This window comes from Bradyrhizobium sp. Bra64 (genome assembly GCF_024519875.1).
GTDB lineage: Bacteria > Pseudomonadota > Alphaproteobacteria > Rhizobiales > Xanthobacteraceae > Bradyrhizobium > Bradyrhizobium japonicum_G.
On the sequence record NZ_JALJRD010000003.1, the window covers coordinates 51,940 to 74,066 of the forward strand.

Below are 22,127 nucleotides of genomic sequence, written 5' to 3' on the forward strand. Positions count from 1 at the left end.
CTCAGACAATGTGTCGGCACGCTCCCGGTACGTAACCTATTCGGCCGCCTCGCTCGCCGCGCGCCGCCGCTTCGGCTTCCGCGCCTTCTCCAGCACCGGCGCCAGGAATTTGCCGGTGTAGCTCCGCGGCGCCTTGGCGATGTCTTCCGGCGGGCCCCAGGCGACGATTTCGCCGCCGCCGTCGCCGCCTTCCGGGCCGAGGTCGATGACCCAGTCGGCGGTCTTGATGACTTCGAGATTGTGCTCGATGACGACGACCGTGTTGCCCTGCGCGACCAGCTCGTGCAGCACCTCCAGCAGTTTCTTGACGTCGTGGAAGTGCAGGCCAGTGGTCGGCTCGTCCAGGATGTAGAGCGTGCGGCCGGTGGCGCGCTTGGACAGTTCTTTCGCGAGCTTGACGCGCTGGGCTTCACCGCCCGACAGGGTCGTGGCCTGCTGGCCGACATGGATGTAGTCGAGGCCGACGCGGTGCAGGGTCTGGAAGGTCTCGCGCACGCGCGGCACCGCCTTGAAGAAGTCTGCGGCCTCCTCGACGGTCATGTCGAGCACGTCGGCGATGCTCTTGCCCTTGAACAGGACTTCGAGCGTCTCGCGATTGTAGCGCTTGCCCTTGCAGACGTCGCAGGTGACGTAGACGTCGGGCAGGAAGTGCATCTCGATCTTGATGACGCCATCGCCCTGGCAGGCCTCGCAGCGGCCACCCTTGACGTTGAAGGAGAAGCGGCCGGGCTCGTAGCCGCGCGCCTTGGATTCGGGGAGGCCTGCGAACCATTCGCGGATCGGCGTGAAGGCGCCGGTGTAGGTCGCCGGATTCGAGCGCGGGGTGCGGCCGATCGGCGACTGGTCGATGTCGATGATCTTGTCGATGTGCTCCAGGCCCTCGATGCGGTCGTGCGGAGCTGCGCCTTCGCTGGCGTTGTTCAGCTTGCGGGCGATCGCCTTGTAGAGCGTGTCGATCAGCAGCGTCGACTTGCCGCCGCCGGAGACGCCGGTGACGCAGGTAAACAGGCCGAGCGGGATTTCGGCCGTGACGTTCTTGAGGTTATTGCCGCGCGCGTTGACCACCTTGATGGTGCGGCGATGGTTCGGTGGGCGCCGCTCCGGCACCTCGACCTCGAGCTCGCCGGTGAGGTACTTGCCGGTCAGCGATTTCGGGTTTCGCATGATCTCGGCGGGCGTGCCTTCGGCGACGATGTTGCCGCCATGCATGCCGGCGCCCGGGCCGATGTCGAGCACGTAGTCGGCCAGCAGGATCGCGTCCTCGTCATGCTCGACCACGATCACGGTGTTGCCGAGGTCGCGCAGGCGCTTGAGGGTGTCGAGCAGGCGCGCGTTGTCGCGCTGGTGCAGGCCGATCGAGGGCTCGTCGAGCACGTAGAGCACGCCGGTCAGGCCCGAGCCGATTTGCGAGGCGAGGCGGATGCGCTGGCTCTCGCCGCCGGACAGCGTGCCGGAGGAGCGGGACAGGGTGAGATAGTTGAGGCCGACGTCGAGCAGGAAGGTGAGTCGCTCGCGGATCTCCTTGAGGATGCGGCCGGCGATCTCGTTCTGCTGCGTGTTCAGCGCCTCCGGCACGGTCTCGAACCATGCACCGGCGCCTTTGACGGACAGCTCCGAGATGTCGCCGATATGCTTGCCGCCGATCTTGACGCAGAGCGCCTCGGGCTTGAGCCGGAAACCGTTGCAGCCGCCGCAGGGCACGTCGTGGAAATATTTCGCCAGCTCCTCGCGCGCCCACTCGCTCTCGGTCTCGCGGTAGCGGCGGTCGATGTTGGTGATGACGCCCTCGAACGGCTTCTTGGTGTCGTAGGAGCGGACCCCGTCCTCGTAGGAGAACTTGATCTCGTCCTCGCCGGAGCCATGCAGGATCGCGTTCTGCGTCTTCTTGGGCAGATCCTTCCATTTGGTGGTCAGCGTGAACTTGTAGTGCTTGCCGAGCGCCGTCAGCGTCTGCGTGTAGTAGGGCGACGACGATTTGGCCCAGGGCGCGATCGCGCCCTTGCCGATCGCGAGCTCCTTGTCGGGGATGACGAGGTCTTCGTCGACATGCTGCTCGACGCCGAGGCCGCCGCAGGCAGGACAGGCGCCGTAGGGGTTGTTGAAGGAGAACAGGCGCGGCTCGATCTCGGGGATGGTGAAACCCGAGACCGGGCAGGCGAACTTTTCCGAGAACAGGATGCGCTCTGGCCCGCTCTTGTCGTGAATCTTCGCGGTCTTCTTTTTCTCTTTCTCTTCCGCGGGAGCGGCCGCCGGCGCGTCGGCGAACTCGACGACGGCAAGGCCTTCGGCCAGCTTCAGCGCGGTCTCGAAGCTCTCGGCGAGGCGCTGGCCGATGTCGGCGCGCACCACGATGCGGTCGACGACGACGTCGATGTCGTGCGGGAACTTCTTGTCCAGCGTCGGCGCTTCCGCCAGTTCATGGAAGGTGCCGTCGATCTTGACGCGCTGAAAGCCCTTCTTGAGCCATTCGGCGAGCTCTTTCCTGTACTCGCCCTTGCGGCCGCGCACGACAGGCGCGAGCAGGTAGAGGCGGGTGCCTTCCGGCAGCGCCAGCACGCGGTCGACCATCTGGGAGACGGTCTGGCTTTCGATCGGAAGGCCCGTGGCCGGCGAATAGGGCACGCCGACGCGGGCCCAGAGCAGGCGCATGTAGTCGTAGATCTCGGTGACGGTGCCGACGGTCGAGCGCGGGTTCTTCGACGTCGTCTTCTGCTCGATCGAGATTGCCGGCGACAGGCCATCGATCTGGTCGACATCAGGCTTCTGCATCATTTCCAGGAACTGGCGCGCATAGGCCGACAGCGATTCGACGTAGCGGCGCTGGCCCTCGGCGTAGATGGTGTCGAATGCGAGCGAGGACTTGCCGGAGCCCGAGAGACCGGTGAACACCACGAGCTTGTCGCGGGGAATCTCGACGTCGACGTTCTTGAGGTTGTGCTCGCGCGCGCCACGGATCGTAATTGCGCGCAGGTGTGATCCCGCGTTCTGTTGTTGGCGCTTCGCCTTGATCACTTCATCCATCCTGGTGGTCCTCAAGGAATCCCAAAGGCGCGCGATCGCGCCAACGTTGAAGGCGCGCTTCGCCCGGAACCGGGATCGGCGCCGATGGGTATGTCAGCGAACGTAGGAAGAACGAGCACGGATTTCCAGTGGGACTTGCGAATCGTCAACGGATTGTTGGCGCGCTGGCGGCATCTGGCAGGAGCACGTGCGCGGAACTGCGCGGGGACCGGCCGGTCAAACAAAAAGGCCGGCGCAAGGCCGGCCTTTCGTAACACGATGGCGTTGGAGGCGAAGATCAGTACTTCGCGACCACCGGGCCCCCGAAGTGATAGTTCACGCCGACCTGCACGGTGTGGAAGTTGAGCGTGCCGGTGGGCAGGGCGCCCGAGAAGTAGCTCTCGCCGCCGAGGCTGCGATAGAGGTACTCGCCCTTGACCGACCACTGCGGCGCGAAGAATGCTTCGATGCCCGCACCGACGGTCCAGCCGGAGTGCCACTTGCTGTCCGAAGCGGTCACGCCGAGCGCGGAGAGGGTGATCTTGTTGTCGATCCAGGCGTAACCACCGGTGCCGTAGAACAGGACGTTGTTGACGGCCCAGCCGAGGCGGCCGCGCACGGTGCCCATCGCGTCGGTCTTCGAGGTCGCGGTTGCGGTCACGACGCCGAAGCCGGGAACGACGGTGGCGCCGGTCGCGGTGGCGCTGACGTCAGCCCAGGCGCCATCGGCCTCGACGCCGAACACTACGTTGCCGGTCTGCCAGTTGTAGCCGGCGGTGCCGCCGACGAAGCCACCCTTCATCTTCGGGTCGCCGGAAGCGTTTTCCCAGGCGCCGCCGCCGACGATACCGAGGTAGAAGCCGGTCCAGTTGTAGACCGAAGCCATAGCCACCGGGGCCTTGGTGTAGGGGCGAGCCGCCAGATCAGCGGCCGAAGCCGGAGCGGCAAGTGCGAACAAACAGGCCGAAGCCAACAAAACCTTCTTCATTTTCGATCTAATCCCAGTCCCAGTTTCTGTTTGTGCCTTCCACGATCGGGAAGGGGTATCGGACGCTCTCGTCCAACTGATGTCGTGCTTACACCAGCAAAGCCGCAAGTTGTGTGTCCCATCAGCCACAGCAGCCTGAAAATGTAGCAAGTGCTGACCTATTGTTCCTCAAGGGGAACAGAAACGAAAGGCCGGCGCGAGGCCGGCCTTCAAGTCTTTGAATGATATCAGTAGGTTCAGTACCTCGCGACGATCTGGCCACCCCAGCGATAGTTCAAGCGGATGAGGCCGATATCGACGTCCTGGCTGATGCGATCTGAGCGTGTGGCAGCGCCAAGCGGCGCGAACAGGAAATTGCCGGAGCCGGTGAAGCCGATGGTGCGGTTACCGAGGAAGATGTGGTCGTACTCGAAGCCCACGGTCCAGTTCGGTGCGAAGCCTACCTCGATGCCTGCGCCCACGGTGCCGCCCCAGCGGGTCTCGTCGGCCCGGTCGACCTCGAGGCCGGAGACGACGTCGAAGCTGCGGTAGCGGTCGCCGACGACGGCGCCGCCGCCCTTGACGTAGAGCAGGACGTTGTTCCAGGCATAGCCGACCTGGCCGGTGATCAGGCCGAAGGCGTTGATCTTTGAACGATCGCGCAGGCCGGTGATCGCGCTGATGTTGTCACCCGAGAAGTCGGCCCAGTTGCCCTGGCCCTCGAGGCCGAACACCCAATTGGCCGACTGCCAGCGGTAGCCGACCTGGCCACCGGCAGTGCCGCCGACCGCGTTGTGGCAGCCTTCGCCGACGAAAACGCCACCGCCGACATCGCCGTCCCAGCACTTGTGGCTGGTGCCACCGCCGCCGTTGAAGCCGATGTAGAAGCCGCTCCAGTCGTAGATGGCGGCGACCATCGGCGCCGGAGCCTTGGTGTAGGGACGCGCGGCCATGTCCGCCGCGCTGGCGGGAGCCGACAGGCTCAACGCCACTGCACCGATTGCACCAATCAGGATCTTATTCATTGCAAGTTTCCCCAGGTTCGTCCGCTTCTTGAAATCCCCGAAGCGGTTTGATCAGGCGCGAGGCCCAAATGCATTAATTCCAAGGCAAGCCTAGTCCGAGCGAGGGACAGAGTCCGTCGCCGAAATGCCACAGTCGCAGATCGGCGGAGCCGCGATAACTTGCTGAATGTTAAGTTGTTTTGCTCTTTTCAGGGAACCCGAAAAAGTTCCATGTTTGCGCCTGCCTTCCGCAGGACGCTGGCCGCTCAAGGCCGCCCCTTCGGCTCCGTCATTTGCAAGAACAAATCTGGAACAAACCGGAGGTCGATGCTATATGTGGGGATAACCTGAGGGGTGGCGCGGTGATCGGCGTCCGCAAGCGTCCGGCGAGCGTATAGGGTCGCCTCAACAGGGGCAGCGGAACGCGGGGAGCGGGCCGGCCTTTTTAAATTCAGTGGCATTCGGAGTGGAGAGCGGCGATGGCGGGAAGCGTCAACAAGGTCATTCTGGTTGGAAATCTCGGCAAGGATCCTGAAATCCGCCGCACCCAGGACGGGCGGCCGATCGCGAATTTGAGCATCGCCACCTCGGAGACCTGGCGCGACAAGAACAGCGGCGAGCGCAAGGAAAAGACCGAGTGGCATCGCGTGGTGATCTTCAATGAAGGGCTGTGCAAGGTCGCCGAGCAGTACCTGAAGAAGGGCGCCAAGGTTTACATCGAGGGCGCGCTCCAGACCCGCAAATGGACCGACCAGGCGGGCGTCGAGAAGTACTCCACCGAGGTCGTGCTCCAGGGCTTCAACTCGACCCTGACGATGCTCGATGGCCGCAGTGGCGGCGCGGGAGGCGGCAGCTTCGGCGATGAGCCGGCCGGCGATTTCGGCTCCTCCGGTCCAGTCAGCAGCGCACCGCGCCGTCCCGTTGCCGCTGGCGGCGGTGGCCGCAACAGCGACATGGACGACGATATCCCGTTCTGAGCGGCGGGGCGCTTCGTCCTTAACGTCGCCTTGCTCGCGTGATGCGGCAGGATTTCTTACCAATTTGCGGGTAAGGCTCGGGTTTCCCGGGCTTGCCTCATGTGCTGCTTCAAGCTTTTGACGGGCAGTCATGTGAATGGTATTAACTTGATGTTAATCCTGTTTACATGGCTCGCGCCTCTAACGGGGGAAGCCTCGCAATGAGCCTTGCGCCGCTGCTTGAGGCTGCTCCGGCCATTCCGCTGCACGCGTTTGCCGCGATGGCGGCCTTTCTGCTGGGCCTGGTCCAGTTCGCGGCTCCCAAGGGCACGTTGCCGCACCGGACGATCGGGTGGATCTGGGTCGCGCTGATGGCGGTGGTGGCTGCATCGTCGTTCTGGATCCACCAGATCCGCCTGGTCGGGCCGTTCAGTCCGATCCACCTGTTGTCGATCTTCACGTTGGTGATGCTTCCGCTGGCGGTGTGGCGGGCGCGCACCCATCGCGTTGCCGATCACCGGCGCATCATGATCCTCGTCTTCGCGGGCGCGCTGGTTGTGGCGGGCCTGTTCACGCTGGTGCCCGGACGCATCATGCATCGGGTGATTTTCGGCGCGTAAGAGGGCGGCTCCCGGCGGCGCATCCGGCCCCGTTCAAGGTGGTGGCGCGGAGCACGTAAGTCTCTGGAAAAACAGTCGGAAAAAGCGCTTCCCTTGACCCCCGCGAGGGTGGTTATCAGGGGCCTGATGCGCTATATGATTCCCAGATAAACCTCATCGGATTCCCCCTTGGCTGACGACGACGACAACAAGCCCGGCGACCAGCCGGCGCAACCCTCGGACATTCGCCCCGTCTCCATCTTCGAGGAGATGAAGAAGTCCTATCTCGACTACGCCATGAGCGTGATCGTGGCACGCGCGCTGCCTGACGCCCGCGACGGCTTGAAGCCTGTGCACCGCCGCATCCTGTACTCGATGCACGAGCAGGGGCACACGCCGGACAAGAAGTACGTCAAGTCGGCGCGTGTGGTCGGCGACGTCATCGGTAAGTATCACCCGCACGGCGACCAGTCGATCTACGACGCCATGGTCCGGATGGCGCAGGACTTCTCGATGCGCGTGCCGCTGATCGACGGCCAGGGCAATTTCGGTTCGGTCGACGGCGATCCCCCGGCCGCCTATCGTTACACCGAAGCGCGGCTGACCAAGTCGGCGCTGGCCCTGCTGGCCGATATCGACAAGGACACCGTCGACTTCCAGCCGAACTACGACAACAACGAGACCGAACCGTCGGTTCTTCCGGCCAAGTTCCCGAACCTTCTCGTCAACGGCGCGGGCGGCATCGCCGTCGGCATGGCGACCAACATCCCGCCGCACAATCTCGGCGAGGTCATCGATGCCTGCGTGGCGCTGATCGACAATCCCGCGCTCACCATCGACGAGCTGATCAACATCGTTCCCGGCCCGGATTTTCCAACCGGCGGCATCATTCTCGGACGGGCGGGTATCCGCGCCGGCTACCATCTGGGCCGCGGCTCGGTGGTGATGCGCGGCAAGGTCACGATCGACACCATCCGCAAGGAGCGCGAGGCGCTCATCGTCACCGAGATTCCTTACCAGGTGAACAAGGCGACGATGGTCGAGCGCATCGCCGAACTGGTCAAGGAGAAGAAGATCGAGGGCATCGCCGACCTGCGCGATGAATCCGACCGCGACGGCTTCCGCGTCGTCATCGAGCTGAAACGCGACGCCGTGCCCGACGTGGTGCTGAACCAGCTCTACAGATTTACGCCGCTGCAGACGAGCTTCGGCGTCAACATGGTTGCGCTCGACAGCGGCCGTCCGCGGATCATGCATCTGAAGGACCTGCTCGCCATCTTTGTCGACTTCCGCGAGCGGGTCGTCACGCGTCGCACCAAGTTCCTTCTCGCCAAGGCGCGCGACCGCGCCCATATCCTGGTCGGCCTCGCGATCGCAGTCGCCAATATCGATGAGATGATCCGCGTCATCCGCACCTCGCCCGACCCGACCACCGCGCGCGATACCCTGATGTCGCGCGACTGGCCGGCCCGTGACGTCGAGGACATGCTGACCCTGATCGACGACCCGCGCCATCGCATCAGCGAGGCCGGCACGATCCGGCTCTCGATGGAGCAGGCGAGGGCCATTCTCGATCTGCGTTTGCAGCGCCTCACAGCACTCGGCCGCGACGAGATCCGCGACGAGCTCGACACGCTCGCCGGCGAGATTGCCGATTATCTCGACATCCTGCGCTCACGCGCGCGCGTGCTCGACATCGTCAAGACCGAGCTTGCCGACGTGAAGGCCGAGTTTGCCACCCCGCGCCGCACCGTGATCATCGAGCAGGAAGGCGAGGTCGAGGACGAGGACCTGATCCAGCGCGAGGACATGGTCGTCACCGTGTCACATGCCGGTTACGTCAAGCGCGTGCCGCTGTCGGCCTACCGGGCCCAGCGCCGCGGCGGCAAGGGCCGCGCCGGCATGCAGACCCGCGACGAGGATTTCGTCAGCCGGCTGTTCGTGGCCTCCACGCATACGCCGGTGCTGTTCTTCTCGTCGCGCGGCCAGGTCTACAAGGAGAAGGTCTGGCGCCTGCCGATGGCGGCGCCCAACGCGCGCGGCAAGGCTCTGATCAACATCCTGCCGCTGGAGCAGGGCGAGCGCATCACCACCATCATGCCGCTGCCGGAGGACGAGTCCACCTGGGGCAACCTCGACGTGATGTTCGCGACCACCGGCGGCAATGTCCGCCGCAACAAGCTGTCCGACTTCGTCGACGTCCGCCGCTCCGGCATCATCGCGATGAAGCTCGACGACAATGAAGCCATCGTCGACGTGCAGATCTGCACCGAGCGCGACGACGTGCTGCTGACCGGCGCCGCCGGCCAGTGCATCCGCTTCCCCGTCACCGATGTCCGCGTGTTCACCGGGCGCACCTCGATGGGCGTGCGCGGCATTGCGCTCGGCGAGGGCGACAAGGTGATCTCGCTGGCGATCCTGCGCCATGTCGAGACCTCTTCGGACGAGCGCTCGGCGTACCTGAAGATGCGCCGTGCGGTCGCCGGAGAAGCCGTGGCCGAGGAGCCTGCAGCGGACGCCGAGGCGGAGGAAACTTCGGGCAGCTTCCAGCTCGCCCAGGAACGCTACATCGAGATGTCGGCGCAGGAGCAGGTCGTCCTGACCGTCTCCGTCAACGGCTTCGGCAAGCGGACCTCATCCTACGAATACCGCACCACGGGCCGCGGCGGCAAAGGCATCGTCGCCATGAGCGTCAACAACCGCAACGGCAATTTGGTCGCGTCCTTCCCCGTCGAAGATGCTGATCAAATCATGCTGGTCACCGACAAGGGCCAGCTGATCCGCTGCCCCGTCGAGGGCATCCGCATCGCCGGCCGCTCGACGCAGGGCGTGATCGTGTTCGACACCGCCGAAGACGAGCACGTCGTCTCGGTCGAGCACATCACGGAAGAGGCGGAGAACGGGAACGGGACGAACGGGGAATAGCGAGTGGCGAATAGGGTGTACAACTCCAATCGCTATTCGCCACTCACCCTTTAAATCTCCAGCTCCGTGCCGAACTCCACCACCTGCTTGGTCGGCACGCCGAAGAACGCGGCCGAGCGCTCGGCGTTGCGTTGCAGGAAGGCGAACACGGTTTCGCGCCAGACCCACATGCCCGGCACGTCCTCGCGCGGGATGATGGTCTCGCGGCCGACGTAATAGGTGATGTCGGAGAGGTCGATGCCGGGCAGCTTGCCCTGCCGGCAGGTCAGCGTCAGCCCCTCATAGATCGTCGGGTTCTGCATGAAGCCGTAATGCAGGATGATGCGGGTGATGCCGGGGATGATCTCGATCACCTCCGCGCGCTCCTCGTCCGTGATGTGCGGGGATTCCTCGATCAGCACGGTGGCGAGGAGCACGCGCTCGTGCAGCACGTGGTTGTGCTTGACGAACTGGGTCAGCGCGAGCGGCACGCCGCGCGGCGCGGAGGCCAGGAACACCGCCGTTCCCGGCAACCGGGTGTGGCACTTGTTGACCGCGGTCTCGATCAGATCCTCCTCGGGCTGGCGCAGCTTCGCGCGCGCGGCCTCGACCAGCTTCACGCCGGCGCGCCAGGTCAGCATCAGGAAGGCGACGAAGGCCGCGAGCAGCAGCGGAAACCAGCCGCCCTCGAACAGCTTGATCGAATTGGCCGAGAAGAAGATCACGTCGATCACGAAGAAGAATCCGTTCACGGCAACCACGAGCCACGGCGAATAGCCCCACTGGATCGCGACCAGTGCCGCAAGCAGCGTGGTGATCGCCATCAGCAGCGACACCGCGATGCCATAAGCGCCGGCGAGCGCGTCCGACGTGCCGAAGCTGAGGACCGCACCCAACGTCGCGGCGGCGAGCAGCCAGTTCACCAGGGGCACGTAGATCTGGCCGATCGCATCGCTCGTGGTGTGACGGATCTGCATGCGCGGCAGGAAGCCGAGCTGGATCGACTGCTGGGTCAGCGAGAACACGCCGGAGATGATCGCCTGCGAGGCGATCACGGTCGCAACAGCCGAAAACGCGACCAGCGGATAGTGCAGGGCGTCGGGGCAGAGCTGGAAGAACGGATTCTCGATCATCGTGGGGTCGGTGATCAGCAGCGCGGCCTGGCCGAAATAGTTCAGCACCAGCGCGGGCAGGCAGATCGCGAACCAGGCCAGCCGGATCGGCAGGCGACCGAAATGCCCCATGTCGGCATACATGGCCTCACCGCCGGTCACCGCGAGAAAGGCGGCTCCGAGGATTGCAAAGGAGACATGGAAATCCTGGTGGATCAGGAAGTCGAAGGCATAGAGCGGGCTGAGCGCGGCCAGCACCGCCGGCGCCTTGACGATGCCGTGGATGCCGAGCACGGCGAGCACGACGAACCAGGCCAGCATCACCGGTCCGAAGATGCGGCCGATGAATCCGGTGCCCTGCTTCTGCATCATGAACAGGCCGATCAGGATGGCCACCGTGATGGGTACCACCACAGGCGCGAGCGAGGGCGCGTCGACCTTGAGGCCCTCGATGGCGCTGAGCACCGAGATCGCAGGGGTAATGGCGCCGTCGCCATAGAGCAGCGCGGCGCCAACGAGGCCGACTACCAAAAGATGTGCGCGCCATGTCCCCGGCAGGGCATTGCGGGCATGCAGCAGCGCCAGCAGCGCCACGATGCCGCCTTCGCCGCGGTTGTCCGCGCGCAGGATCAGGAGCGCATATTTCAGCGAGATGATCAGCAAGAGTGCCCAGAGGATGAGCGATGCGATCCCCAGCACGGCGTCGGGAGCGAGAGCAGCGCCATGGGCCGCCGCCTTGGCTGCTTCCTTCAGGGCGTAGAGGGGGCTGGTGCCAATATCGCCATAGACCACCCCAAGGGCGCCCATGGTCATCGCAATCGGCAGAGGCGCGGGATGGTGGCCGGAAGCGACTGCGGGCGTACTGGACACGGTCGACCCCCCGATGGGTTCACGCCCGGCGGGCCATTCCGCAGGGCGCGAGCATCACCCAGTCTGCGACGGGACGTCGCAAATATCCATGGGGTTTATCTTGAGGGTAACCGGACGCGAAGCTGACAGACGCGACTACGGGGTGCGGTCGGCGGTCACGAGGCGAGCCTCGCGGATGTTGGTCTTGGTACCGGCCTGACGGAGGCACGATGCCTCGAAGTTCGGCCAGGCCTGCTGCGAGCAGTCCTTGCCGATGGTGCGGATATCGAGCCGGTCGCTCTTGGCGAGCGGCTGCGGCACGCTGGCTTCGACGGTCGGGGCAAAGCCGGGCAGGATGGTGAGGGCGGCAGCAACACATGCAGAGATGGCGATCGCTGAAAGAGCCTTGATCATTGACGGTCCCCTGTGATGTGGCCGCCACGCCCAGTGTGCGGCCCGTCATTCGTTGGCCGGATTAGTAACCATGGCCAGTTTCCGGACGTCTTCGCCGGCACGGGAAATGGTTTCGTTCGCGCGTCCTTTGTTTCGTGGCCGCCCTCAGGACGAAACAATTCGCGGAATCCGACATGGTTTTGCGGAAATAACGCCGGGGAACCTGCCCGGCTTGCCGGGCCGGGCCGGGCGCGGTAGGAGGGAGCTATGCCGCGCATCGCCTTCTATCCCGGTTCCTTCGACCCCATCACCAACGGCCATCTGGACGTGGTCCGGCACAGCGTGTCCCTGTGCGACAGGCTCGTTGTCGCGATCGGGGTCCATCCCGGCAAGAAGCCGCTGTTCTCGACCGAGGAGCGGCTGAAGATGCTCGAGGACGTCTGCGGGCCGGTCGCAGTGCAGGCCGGCTGCGTGCTCGAGACTGTGACGTTCGACGATCTGTCGGTGACGGCCGCGCGCAAGCATGGCGCGACCATCATGATTCGCGGCCTGCGCGACGGTACCGACCTCGACTACGAGATGCAGCTTGCCGGAATGAACGAGGCCATGGCACCGGAGGTGCACACGGTGTTTCTGCCGGCCTCTCCCATGGTCCGCCCGATCACCGCCACTTTGGTGCGCCAGATCGCGGGCATGGGCGGAGATGTTTCGACCTTCGTGCCGCCGCTCGTAGCAAGTCTGCTCAAGGCCAAATTCGCCGGATAACGGCGCACTTCTTCATCTCACCTGATCCGGAGTTTTCATGATCCGTCGTCTCGCAATTCTTGCCACGATCGTTGCCGCGCTCGTCAGCGCGGTCCCGGCGGTGGCGCAGCAACTACCGGCGAACCTCGACAAGGCCAACGCGCTCGTCATCGACACCACCAAGGGCCGCATCGTCATAAAGCTGAGGACCGACCTGGCGCCGCAGCATGCGGAGCGCCTCAAGCAGCTCGCGCGCGAGGGCTATTACAACAACGTGCCGTTCCACCGCGTCATGGACGGCTTCATGGCGCAGACCGGCGACGGCCAGAACTTCAACGGCACCGGCGGCTCGAAATACCCGAACCTGAAGCAGGAATTCTCCAAGGTGCATTTTGCGCGCGGCATCGTCGGGATGGCGCGGCGCGGCGACAGCGTCGACACCGCCAATTCGCAGTTCTTCATCATGTTCGCCGACGGCGGCAGCCTCGACAACCAGTACACAGTGATCGGCGAGGTCGTGCAGGGCATGGACGTCGTCGACAAGCTGAAGAAGGCGCCGCCCGGATCGAGCAGCGGCACCGTCACCGATCCCGACAAGATGGTGAAGGTGCAGGTCGCCTCCGACATCAAATAGGAGAGGGCGATGACGCGCTGCGGCGGCAAGCTCCTGCTGATCGCCGCTGCGCTGCTGCTCGGCGCCTGTCCCGCGACTGCCGAGGACGCGCAGGTCAACACCATCCAGGACATCTTCCGGCATCTGCGCACCTGCTGGAAGCCGCCGCCGCCGGCCAAGGCTCGCCCACTCGACATCACCGTCGTCGTGAGCTTTAACCGGTCCGGAAACATTCTGGGCCATCCGAGGATTACCTATGAATCCGCGGAGGCCTCCGACGATGACCGGCTGCAATACCGGATCGCAGTGATGGAGGCGTTGCAACGTTGCACGCCGATGCCATTTACCGATGCGATGGCCGGCGCCGCCGCAGGGCGTCCATTTACGATCCAGTTCCGTAGCCGGAAGACTTCACCCCCAACGCAAGAGAGACGAGCATGAGCGCCACCGAAAACACATTGATCCTCGAGACCACGCAGGGCCCCGTCACCATCGAGATGCGGCCTGATCTGGCGCCCGGCCATGTCGCGCGCATCAAGGAGCTGGTGCGCGAGGGCTTCTACGACGGCATCGTGTTCCACCGCGTCATCGACGGCTTCATGGCGCAGACCGGCTGCCCGCAGGGCACCGGCACCGGCGGCTCCGGCAAGAAGCTGAAGGCAGAATTCAACAAGGAGCCGCATGTGCGCGGCACCACCTCGATGGCGCGCGCCGCGAGCCCCGATTCCGGCGACAGCCAGTTCTTCATCTGCTTCGACGACGCCCGCTTCCTCGACAACCAGTACACGGTGTGGGGCAAGGTCACCGAGGGCATGGAGAACGTCGACAAGATCAAGCGCGGCGAGCCGGTGCAGAACCCGGACAAGATCGTCAAGGCGCGGATGGCCGCGGACGCGGAATAATTGCTCGCCCCTCATCCTGAGGAGCGCGGAACGCGCGTCTCGAAGGATGAAGGCCCCGCTGCTGCAGCTCGGCTTTCATGGTTCGAGGCGGGCTAAGCGCCTCCTCACCTTGAGGGTTTGACTGTGTGGCGCTGAGCCCGACATGCGCACCGATCTCTTCGATTTCGACCTGCCTGCCGAGCGCATCGCGTTGCGCCCGGCAAGCCCGCGCGACTCCGCGAAGATGTTGGTCGTGGAAGGCGGCGCGCTGCGCGATCAAGCGATCGCCGACCTGCCGCACTGGCTCCGCCCCGGCGACCAGCTCGTCGTCAACGACACCAAGGTGATCGCGGCGCAATTGAAGGGCCGGCGCATCGGCCGCGAGACCGAGCCGAAGATCGAGGCGACGCTGATCAAGCGCATCGACGGCTCGCGCTGGCAGGCGCTGGTTAAGCCCGCCAAGAAACTTGCCGCCGGCGATCGCATCCGCTTCGGCAACGAGGGCAAGGTCTGCCTGCTCGGCCATCTCGACGCCGAGGTCGAGGCCAAGGGCGCCGAGGGCGAGGTGACGCTTGGCTTCTCGTTCCACGGCCCGGCGCTCGACCAGGCGATCGCCGATCTCGGCAGCCCGCCGCTGCCGCCCTATATCGCCTCCAAGCGCACGCCCGACGATCAGGACCTTGCCGACTACCAGACCATGTTCGCGGCGAACGAGGGCGCCGTTGCCGCGCCGACCGCGGGCCTGCATTTCACGCCCGCGCTGGAGCAGGCGCTGCGCGCGCGCGGCGTCGGCCTCAACCGCGTGACGCTGCATGTCGGGGCAGGCACGTTCCTGCCGGTGAAGGTGGACGATACCGAAGGCCACAAGATGCATGCCGAGTGGGGCACGATCTCGGCCGAAACGGCTGCGAGGCTCAACATCGCGCGAAACAACGGCGGCCGCGTCATTGCCGTCGGCACCACGTCGCTGCGGCTGCTTGAAAGCGCCGCGAGCGTGGACGGCACCATCCAGCCGTTTGCGGCCGAGACGTCGATCTTCATCACCCCCGGCTATCGCTTCCGCGCCGTCGACGTGCTGATGACCAATTTCCACCTGCCGAAGTCGACGCTGTTCATGCTGGTGTCGGCATTCTCGGGGCTGGAGACGATGAAGCAGGCGTACGCGCATGCCATCGCGAATGGCTATCGGTTCTACTCGTATGGGGATGCCTGCCTGCTGTTCCGCTCGCAGGATTAGCGCCGCGCCGCCAGGTTCGAGGCATGTTTGCTGTTTCGCAAGTAATTGAGCGTATCGTCGTGCCGATTTGATGGACGATCGAGGTGTTCCCGATGCGGGCGGTTTGCCGGGCGGGGAGGGTTCGCCAGCCGGCGTCGTCGATCAGCTGAGGAACCGCACACTTGCCGAGCCCGGCAACGCCCACCGCAATGGCCCCGTTCACGGAACGAACATTCGTCGCACTCGACGGGTTGCGGGGTATCGCGGCAATCATGGTCGCCCTGCGGCATGCTCCGTTCCTCTGGGACGTCCCGGCCGGGTCGACCGGATGGATGAGGAACAGCTATCTGGCTGTCGATCTGTTCTTCGTTCTGTCGGGCTTCGTGCTGGAGCACGCCTATCGAAAACGCTTCCGCCAGGGGTTGTCGGTCCGGTCTTTCATGCTCGACAGGCTGCAGCGGCTATACCCGTTATACGCTCTGGCGTTCCTCGTCTCCTTGCCTTTCCTCCTCGGGCAATTTGCAGATGGCGTGCCGGATCCGGCGCAAATGATCCTCGGCCTCCTTTGCAGCGCGCTGATGCTGCCGACCCCCAATCCCGGTCATCCCGGCGCCGATCTCTACCCGTTCAACTTCGCCGCCTGGTCGCTGTTCTTCGAGCTTGCGGCAAACCTGCTGTTCGCGGCCTTCGGACCACGGCTCGAGACGAAAACCCTGATCTGGCTCGTCAGCGGCTTCGCGCTTGGCCTTGTGGTCTGCGCCATCACGGGATGGCTCGGGTTCGGCATCGAAGTCGGCAAGCGGGGAGTTCTCGGCGGCGGACCGACCTGGGAAACCATGGGCGCGGGTGTGATCCGGGTCGGGTTCTCGTTCTTTGCGGGGGTCCTGATCTACCGATTCTATGAAAAGGCCCGATTGCCGCCGGCGAGTCCCGGAATGGCAATCGGGGCCTTTGCTCTCGTCAGCGTTGTTCTCGCAACGGGTTTTCCCGGAGGTCTCGATCTCGCGTTGAGCCTGCTCTCCGTCATCGTCGTATTTCCGCTGGCCATCATGATCTGCGCGCGATTTGATCCTCCGAGCGGCGCCTTGACGAATACGATGCAGACCCTCGGACTGCTGTCCTACGGGATCTATGTCCTGCAGGTCGTGACGTTCCATGTGGTGGAGGTCTGCGCGCAGCATCTCGGGACCCGATCCGCAATCGTCGGGCTTGCCGCACTACCGGTTGTCTTGGCGGCGGCGTACGCAGCCACCGTTTTCGTCGACGTTCCAGTCAGGCTTGCGATGAAACAGGCATTGAAGCGGCGCGCGTAGGACAGGCGGACGCTTGGCGCCGCCTGTCCGCTGGTCAACTCACGCCATCACGCGCTGCGGCAAGAGTTCGGCGATCTGCACCGCGTTCAGCGCCGCGCCCTTGAGCAACTGATCCGCCGCCACGAACATCGAGATCGAATGACCCGAGGGATCGCTGAGATCCTTGCGGATGCGGCCGACCAAAACGTCGTCCTGGCCCGAGGCGTCGATCGGCATCGGGAAATAGTTCCTTGCGCGGTCGTCGACCACCTTCACACCGGGCGCCTGCGCCATGATGGCGCGGACCTGGTCCTCGCTGATCGGCTTCTCGCATTCGAAGGTGATGGCCTCGCAATGGGCACGCAATACCGGCACGCGCACGCAGGTGACGCCGATCGCGATCGCCTCGTCCTCGAAGATCTTGCGGGTTTCCTTGATGACCTTGGTCTCTTCGTCGTTGTAGCCGGTCTCGGGATCGATGGCGGTGTTGTGGTTGAACAGGTTGAAGGCGTAGGGGTGCGGCATCACCCTGGGCGTATAGACTTGGCCGTTGAGATTGGCGCGGGTGGACTCGACGAGTTCCTCCATCGCGGCGGCGCCGGCGCCGCTCGCGGCCTGATAGGTCGAGATGATCACGCGCTTGATGCGGTTGTTCTGGTGGATCGGCCACAGCGGCACCAGCGCGGTGATCGCGGCACAATTCGGGTTGGCGATGATGCCCTTGTGATCGCGGATACGCTTGCCGTTGACCTCCGGGATCACCAGCGGCACGTTCGGATCCATGCGGAAGGCGGAGGAGTTGTCGACCACGACGGCGCCGGCCTTGACCGCGAGCGGCGCGAACTTCCTGGAGATGCTGCCGCCGGCGGAAAACAGCGCGATGTCGACGCCGTCCAAGGCGCGCTCGGTCAGCTCCTCGATGACGACGTTTTGGCCACGGAACGACACCGTCTTGCCGGCCGAGCGGGCGCTGGCCAGCGCCTTGAGCTTGCCGACGCGAAAGCCGCGCTTGTCCATGGTGGCGATGAATTCGGCGCCCACCGCACCGGTGACGCCGACAATCGCGACGACGGGATCGTTACTCACATTCTCCTCCATTGCATTGAGATCAAGACAACAAAAAAGCCCCGGACCATCGTGGGCGGGGCTTCGGTAGAGCTGATTGCGTTTTAGTCGACGACTATAAGCGCACGCCTCCCCGGGCCCCGAAGGCCGCGGTGGTTTTGGTCGTGCGTTTGGTGGTCGTGATCATGGCGGCGACTTATGGGGGAGAGTTTTGCGCCCGTCAATGGCTTTTCGGCAGGATTGCGGCCGCGCGAGGGACCTGTCGCTATTTGGCCCGGGCGCCCGGCGGCTCCAGGATGACCTCCTTGAGGTCGTCGCCGCTGATCACGACGATCGCGAAATTGAGCCGTCCGCCTTCGCGCACCAGCCCGCCGCTGATTGCCTTGCCCGAGGCCGCGCGTTCGGCGACCCGCACCGCATCGGTAAGCCGTTGCCGGATGGCGCCCAGCGCTGCGAGGTTGCTGCGATCGTCGCCGTCGAGCTCGGCCAAGGGGAGGGCGGCTTCTCCGCCGACGAACTCGCCGGTCGTGGCATTGATGGTGTGGCGCCAGATCCGGTCGTTGTGCAGGGTCTTCACCCGGTAGACCGGCACGCCGGAGGCTCCATCGAAACTCACATCTGCCGTGGTGGCGCCGGTGTGGCGGGCTTCCGCAATCGCCATGGCCTGGCGGATCGAGATCGACGAGCTGCGGAAGCGTTCGATCTCTCGGCTGACAGCCTGGCGATCCGCTTCGGCATCACCATCTGTGTCGCTGTGAAGCGTGGTCGGCGTGCCCGCGGTGACGATCGCCCGCGCCGGCGCCGCAACAAGGAGCGCAGACAAGCTGATCGCCAGCAACGGCAAGGTCCATCGTTTGGTTGGCTTCATGTTCGAAACCTCCGACCGGCTCGCTGGCCCGATCATCCGAAAGAAGTCGCGGCCGACCTTGGGCATCGGCCGGCCGCGGAACGTCGCTACGGGCTGCACCCGGTGCGGCGATCAAGCGGTGCGGACCTCTTGGGGCTGGTGAAAAAGCGGTCCGTATCGCCCTATAACTAAACCATACCGTATCGTTTTATTTAGGTCAATCGTGCGGGCATATCCCTCCGGGGAATAGGGCGCAACCTCACGGAATTGTCAGCGGGACTGGCGCCGCCGCGGCGTGCCCTTGGCCGCGTCCCGGACGCGGTCCGCAGGTCCAATCGCACCGGCCAGGAACAGCTTGATCGCAGCCCGCATCCGCTTTTCCGCGGGCTTCAATTCGAGCGCCGTTCCGAACGTCGCCATGCGATGGGTGTGACCGACGACGACGTCGAGGAAAACTTCCGCCGCGATAGTGGTGTCGTCGACGTCGAGCGCGCCTTGCGCCGCCAGTTGGTCGAAGAAACGCGCCGTGGTGGCGACGGCCTTGAGCCAGCCTTCCTCCTTGCCCAGCTTGGCCACGTCGGGGAAGTTGATGGCTTGTGACGTCATCATGCGGCTGAAGGCGACGGCATCGGGACCGCAGGTGAATGTCAGCATCTCGCGCCCGATCTCGACCAGCCGCTGCTCGACGGAAATGTCCGAGCCGCTGGAGAGCTGCGTCTCGGCGGCTGCCGACAGCGGCGCAAGCCACCGCGCGATCTCGCGCCTCAGCACCGCCGCGAACAGGCCACGCTTGTCGCCATAACGGGAATAGACGGTCGGCTTGCTCACCCGCGCCGCTTCGGCGACTGCATCGAGCGAGGTCGCGTCGAAGCCGCGGTCCAGGAACAGGCGGGTCGCGACCTCGATCAGGCGCTGATCGCGCTCGATCGCGGCGGTTTTGGTCGGCCGGCCGCCGCGCGATTTAGGCACCTCGCGCCGCGGCGCAGCCGCTCTTGTCCTGGTCGCAGTCAATCCCATGCCCAATGATTCCTGCGCGGTCGTGACATCAGTCATTGCTCTATAACGCGCAGCAACCGGGGCGTCATGGCGAATCTGGCCGAATTGGCCGCATCTTCAACGGTTTTCGCATGGCGTCGTTCCGTCGCGACAGATCACGGAAGTGTCGAAGTCCAGGCCTGGCCCGAAGCCGCCTTCTCGTATCCGTACTGATAAAGCGCCCGCATATAGGCGGTGTCGAATCCTTCCGAAGGCGCCGCCGGATAGTCGCGCGCGATGTAGGAGAGGTGGAATCCCAGGTGGTTGCGCTTGGCGAAATCATAGGTCGAGAAGATGATCGAACGGGTCTGCGACTGGGTGATCGACGACAGGCTGCGTGAGGCGACGTCGATGGTGCTGTTGGAGACGAGCTCGAAGTTGCGTTCGATCTTCTTGTTGACGAGGATGTAGATGTCCATCCTCGCATTGCCGGGCAGGCGACTGCCCTGGAACAGCAGGGCTTCAGGCAATGTCAGCACTGGGGCCGTCACGCCGCCGTCGACGTGCATCTCCTGAAACTTGCGGCCCTGGCCTTCGGCGTCGATCATGATGGGCGGAAACACCAGGGGTATGCTGGCGGAGGCCGCCATCACGTCGCGAAACAGCTTGAGCGCCTCGGGCGTGCCGACCGCTGCGATCTTGCCCATGTCCCAGATCGCGGTGCGCTGGGTGTCTAGATCGGTGGTGACGACCAGCAGCCGTCGGCCCTTGGCATATTCGCGCGCGACCTGAGCCAGGATCTCCGGCCCGACATAGCGCGCAACGAGCTCGCGCAGCCGAGTGTTGCCGAACAGGCCGGAGCCAAACAGGACCCGCATGATGCTGGGGTCGTTCAGCAGGCTCTCGGCGATGCCGCTGGTGTAGACGTCTTTCAGCGTATCGTCGTATTGCGGACCGAGAAACGCAAAGGGCGCGATCAGGCCGCCGGTGCTGACGCCGGAGACAACGGAGAAGGTCGGGCGGGTGCCGGCCGCACTCCAGCCGCTGAGCACGCCGACACCGTAGGCGCCGTCGGCTCCCCCGCCGGAGAGCGCCAGATAGCTCCTCGTCGCCGGAAAGCTGAATTTCGTGATGGGCTCGTCGGCGTAGCGCCTCAAGCCGTCGATATCGAGCACGCGCGAATTACCGGCATCGGCCGCCGTGTAGGGCGTCCGCGGCAACGTCGTGCAGGCGCCCAGCGCAAGGCTGCACGCGAGGAGCTGGAATGCGATCAGGCGGGCGCCTGTTCGCCTGATCCAGCCAGGCAGGTGGCCGGACGCGTCAGTCGAACTCGAAGGGGAGGGCATCGTCGGTGGCTGGCGATCACGCTTGTACCGCCGCCGGCAACCTTGCCGCGGCAGCTCGCCCGGCCCCACGGATAAAACTACACTGTATCGTTCTGTTTAGCAAGCGCGGGGGCGCTTCTGGGCTCGTCGATTGTGTCCCGGTATGAGGCACAAGCCGGCCGCAGCATCGCCTGAGCGGGTTGATCGGCTTCCTCCGACACGCAATAAGCACCGCCATGAATCGCCCTGACACCGATCTGCCCAATCATTTCGAACTGCTTGCCACCGATGGCGCCGCGCGCACCGGGCGCCTGACCACGCCGCACGGCGTCGTGCGCACGCCCGCCTTCATGCCGGTCGGAACCGCCGGCGCCATGAAGGGCATGCACTGGCGCGAGGTGCGCGAGGCCGGTGCCGACATCGTGCTCGGCAACACCTATCATCTGATGCTGCGTCCCGGCGCCGAGCGGATCGCGGCGCTCGGCGGCTTGCAGCGGTTCACCGGCTGGAACGGGCCGATGCTGACGGATTCCGGCGGCTTCCAGGTGATGTCGCTGTCGGACCTGCGCAAGGTGACCGAACATGCCGTGACCTTCCGCTCGCATATCGACGGCGCCAAGGTCGAGCTGTCGCCGGAGCGCTCGATCGAGGTGCAGCGCTTTCTCGGCTCCGATATCGCCATGCAGATGGACGAATGCGTGCGGCTGCCGGCCGAGCGCGCCGACATCGACCGCGCGATGCAATTGTCGCTGCGCTGGGCCGAGCGCAGCAAGCGTGCCTTCGAGAGCGCGCCCGACGGCTATATGCTGTTCGGCATCGTGCAGGGGGGCGACGTGCCGCAGCTTCGCCATGCCAGCGCCGAAGGACTCGTCGCGATCGGCTTCCATGGTTACGCGATCGGCGGTCTCGCCGTCGGCGAGCCGCAGGCCGTGATGCTGGCAATGATCGACGAGACCGCGCCGCTGCTGCCGCGAGAGCGACCGCGCTATCTGATGGGCGTCGGCACACCCGACGACATCCTCGAAGCGGTCAAGCGCGGCATCGACATGTTCGACTGCGTGATGCCCACGCGCAATGGCCGGCATGGGGTTGCCTTCACGCGCTTCGGCCAGGTCAATCTGCGCAACGCGCGCCACGCCGACGATCCGCGTCCGCTCGATGACGAGAGTTCCTGGCCGTCGGCGCGCAATTACGCGCGCGCCTATTTGCACCATCTCGTGAAGGCGGGCGAGACGCTGGGAGCGATGCTGCTGTCCGAAATCAATATCGCCTACTACCAGTTCCTGATGCAGGGCATCAGGGACGCGATCGCGCACGGAACGTTCGAGCAGTTCTATCAGCGTACGCGTGAAGACTGGGCGAGGGGCGACATCGCCCCGCGCTAG

General features: G+C 64.8%; 19 protein-coding genes. 10 read left to right on the forward strand and 9 right to left on the reverse strand.

The genetic code is table 11. The features are described 5' to 3' along the window. Positions 1-36: 36 nt before the first annotated feature. From uvrA to NR187_RS12620, 3 genes are all read right to left on the reverse strand, one after another. A complete protein-coding gene (uvrA, locus tag NR187_RS12610) occupies positions 37-3,021 on the reverse strand; it encodes an excinuclease ABC subunit UvrA (protein ID WP_256806619.1) in 2,985 nt (994 codons plus the stop codon). Between the two features lie 277 nt (positions 3,022-3,298). Further along, the gene (locus tag NR187_RS12615) at positions 3,299-3,988 is read right to left on the reverse strand and encodes an outer membrane protein (RefSeq protein ID WP_256806620.1); all 690 of its coding nucleotides are present in this window, start codon (positions 3,986-3,988) and stop codon (positions 3,299-3,301) included. 236 nt (positions 3,989-4,224) lie between these two features. Beyond that, on the reverse strand, positions 4,225-4,992 hold the full coding sequence (locus tag NR187_RS12620) for an outer membrane protein (protein ID WP_256806621.1): 768 nt from the start codon (positions 4,990-4,992) through the stop codon (positions 4,225-4,227). A 458-nt stretch (positions 4,993-5,450) separates the two neighbouring features. Here NR187_RS12620 and NR187_RS12625 point away from each other — a divergent pair, with 458 nt between their 5' ends. From NR187_RS12625 to gyrA, 3 genes are all read left to right on the forward strand, one after another. Continuing rightward, the gene (locus NR187_RS12625; RefSeq protein WP_211386350.1) at positions 5,451-5,948 is read left to right on the forward strand and encodes a single-stranded DNA-binding protein; all 498 of its coding nucleotides are present in this window, start codon (positions 5,451-5,453) and stop codon (positions 5,946-5,948) included. A 200-nt stretch (positions 5,949-6,148) separates the two neighbouring features. Then, complete coding sequence (locus tag NR187_RS12630; RefSeq protein ID WP_211386351.1) at positions 6,149-6,547, forward strand: DUF2306 domain-containing protein; 399 nt, start codon at positions 6,149-6,151, stop codon at positions 6,545-6,547. A 168-nt stretch (positions 6,548-6,715) separates the two neighbouring features. Next, positions 6,716-9,451 (forward strand): DNA gyrase subunit A, encoded by a 2,736-nt coding sequence (gyrA, locus tag NR187_RS12635; protein ID WP_211386352.1) that lies wholly within the window; start codon positions 6,716-6,718, stop codon positions 9,449-9,451. A 50-nt stretch (positions 9,452-9,501) separates the two neighbouring features. Here gyrA and NR187_RS12640 read toward each other — a convergent pair whose 3' ends face one another. Continuing rightward, positions 9,502-11,355 carry a potassium transporter Kup gene (locus NR187_RS12640; RefSeq protein ID WP_256806912.1) on the reverse strand — a complete coding sequence of 618 codons (1,854 nt, stop codon included), beginning with the start codon at positions 11,353-11,355 and terminating at the stop codon, positions 9,502-9,504. Positions 11,356-11,547: 192 nt separating this feature from the next. Further along, positions 11,548-11,805, reverse strand: coding sequence for a hypothetical protein (locus NR187_RS12645; RefSeq protein WP_211386353.1), 258 nt, complete (start codon positions 11,803-11,805; stop codon positions 11,548-11,550). A 246-nt stretch (positions 11,806-12,051) separates the two neighbouring features. Between NR187_RS12645 and coaD the strand changes: the two genes are divergently transcribed. From coaD to NR187_RS12675, 6 genes are all read left to right on the forward strand, one after another. After that, positions 12,052-12,549 carry a pantetheine-phosphate adenylyltransferase gene (coaD, locus tag NR187_RS12650; protein ID WP_211386354.1) on the forward strand — a complete coding sequence of 166 codons (498 nt, stop codon included), beginning with the start codon at positions 12,052-12,054 and terminating at the stop codon, positions 12,547-12,549. A gap of 37 nt (positions 12,550-12,586) precedes the next feature. Continuing rightward, positions 12,587-13,162, forward strand: a complete 576-nt coding sequence (locus tag NR187_RS12655; RefSeq protein WP_211386355.1) for a peptidylprolyl isomerase — start codon at positions 12,587-12,589, stop codon at positions 13,160-13,162. A 9-nt stretch (positions 13,163-13,171) separates the two neighbouring features. Continuing rightward, entirely contained in the window at positions 13,172-13,582 is a 411-nt protein-coding gene (locus NR187_RS12660; RefSeq protein WP_211386356.1) for a hypothetical protein, read from the forward strand. Next, entirely contained in the window at positions 13,579-14,043 is a 465-nt protein-coding gene (locus NR187_RS12665; RefSeq protein ID WP_028144513.1) for a peptidylprolyl isomerase, read from the forward strand. Before NR187_RS12660 ends, NR187_RS12665 begins: the two co-directional genes overlap by 4 nt. Positions 14,044-14,185: 142 nt before the next feature. After that, positions 14,186-15,259: a tRNA preQ1(34) S-adenosylmethionine ribosyltransferase-isomerase QueA gene (gene queA, locus NR187_RS12670; protein WP_211386357.1), complete on the forward strand. Its 1,074-nt coding sequence runs from the start codon at positions 14,186-14,188 to the stop codon at positions 15,257-15,259. Between the two features lie 188 nt (positions 15,260-15,447). Continuing rightward, complete coding sequence (locus tag NR187_RS12675) at positions 15,448-16,551, forward strand: acyltransferase (RefSeq protein WP_256806913.1); 1,104 nt, start codon at positions 15,448-15,450, stop codon at positions 16,549-16,551. A gap of 39 nt (positions 16,552-16,590) precedes the next feature. On the opposite strand, the gene NR187_RS12680 is transcribed toward NR187_RS12675, so the two are convergent. The 4 genes from NR187_RS12680 to NR187_RS12695 all read right to left on the reverse strand — a co-directional run bounded on the left by NR187_RS12680 (position 16,591) and on the right by NR187_RS12695 (position 20,763). Then, complete coding sequence (locus NR187_RS12680) at positions 16,591-17,628, reverse strand: aspartate-semialdehyde dehydrogenase (protein WP_211386359.1); 1,038 nt, start codon at positions 17,626-17,628, stop codon at positions 16,591-16,593. A 232-nt stretch (positions 17,629-17,860) separates the two neighbouring features. Beyond that, a complete protein-coding gene (locus NR187_RS12685) occupies positions 17,861-18,463 on the reverse strand; it encodes a PepSY domain-containing protein (protein ID WP_211386498.1) in 603 nt (200 codons plus the stop codon). A 249-nt stretch (positions 18,464-18,712) separates the two neighbouring features. Beyond that, positions 18,713-19,459: a TetR/AcrR family transcriptional regulator gene (locus tag NR187_RS12690; RefSeq protein ID WP_211386360.1), complete on the reverse strand. Its 747-nt coding sequence runs from the start codon at positions 19,457-19,459 to the stop codon at positions 18,713-18,715. A 134-nt stretch (positions 19,460-19,593) separates the two neighbouring features. Next, on the reverse strand, positions 19,594-20,763 hold the full coding sequence (locus NR187_RS12695) for a patatin-like phospholipase family protein (RefSeq protein ID WP_211386361.1): 1,170 nt from the start codon (positions 20,761-20,763) through the stop codon (positions 19,594-19,596). Between the two features lie 215 nt (positions 20,764-20,978). Between NR187_RS12695 and tgt the strand changes: the two genes are divergently transcribed. Next, on the forward strand, positions 20,979-22,127 hold the full coding sequence (gene tgt, locus NR187_RS12700; RefSeq protein WP_211386362.1) for a tRNA guanosine(34) transglycosylase Tgt: 1,149 nt from the start codon (positions 20,979-20,981) through the stop codon (positions 22,125-22,127).

Coding starts and splice junctions, on each gene's coding strand:
- uvrA (WP_256806619.1), bottom strand. CDS start 3,021: ATGGATGAAGTGATCAAGGCGAAGCGCCAACAACAGAACGCGGGATCA.
- NR187_RS12615 (WP_256806620.1), bottom strand. CDS start 3,988: ATGAAGAAGGTTTTGTTGGCTTCGGCCTGTTTGTTCGCACTTGCCGCT.
- NR187_RS12620 (WP_256806621.1), bottom strand. CDS start 4,992: ATGAATAAGATCCTGATTGGTGCAATCGGTGCAGTGGCGTTGAGCCTG.
- NR187_RS12625 (WP_211386350.1), top strand. CDS start 5,451: ATGGCGGGAAGCGTCAACAAGGTCATTCTGGTTGGAAATCTCGGCAAG.
- NR187_RS12630 (WP_211386351.1), top strand. CDS start 6,149: ATGAGCCTTGCGCCGCTGCTTGAGGCTGCTCCGGCCATTCCGCTGCAC.
- NR187_RS12640 (WP_256806912.1), bottom strand. CDS start 11,355: ATGACCATGGGCGCCCTTGGGGTGGTCTATGGCGATATTGGCACCAGC.
- NR187_RS12645 (WP_211386353.1), bottom strand. CDS start 11,805: ATGATCAAGGCTCTTTCAGCGATCGCCATCTCTGCATGTGTTGCTGCC.
- coaD (WP_211386354.1), top strand. CDS start 12,052: ATGCCGCGCATCGCCTTCTATCCCGGTTCCTTCGACCCCATCACCAAC.
- NR187_RS12655 (WP_211386355.1), top strand. CDS start 12,587: ATGATCCGTCGTCTCGCAATTCTTGCCACGATCGTTGCCGCGCTCGTC.
- NR187_RS12660 (WP_211386356.1), top strand. CDS start 13,172: ATGACGCGCTGCGGCGGCAAGCTCCTGCTGATCGCCGCTGCGCTGCTG.
- NR187_RS12665 (WP_028144513.1), top strand. CDS start 13,579: ATGAGCGCCACCGAAAACACATTGATCCTCGAGACCACGCAGGGCCCC.
- queA (WP_211386357.1), top strand. CDS start 14,186: ATGCGCACCGATCTCTTCGATTTCGACCTGCCTGCCGAGCGCATCGCG.
- NR187_RS12675 (WP_256806913.1), top strand. CDS start 15,448: ATGGCCCCGTTCACGGAACGAACATTCGTCGCACTCGACGGGTTGCGG.
- NR187_RS12680 (WP_211386359.1), bottom strand. CDS start 17,628: ATGGAGGAGAATGTGAGTAACGATCCCGTCGTCGCGATTGTCGGCGTC.
- NR187_RS12685 (WP_211386498.1), bottom strand. CDS start 18,463: ATGAAGCCAACCAAACGATGGACCTTGCCGTTGCTGGCGATCAGCTTG.
- NR187_RS12690 (WP_211386360.1), bottom strand. CDS start 19,459: ATGGGATTGACTGCGACCAGGACAAGAGCGGCTGCGCCGCGGCGCGAG.
- NR187_RS12695 (WP_211386361.1), bottom strand. CDS start 20,763: ATGCCCTCCCCTTCGAGTTCGACTGACGCGTCCGGCCACCTGCCTGGC.
- tgt (WP_211386362.1), top strand. CDS start 20,979: ATGAATCGCCCTGACACCGATCTGCCCAATCATTTCGAACTGCTTGCC.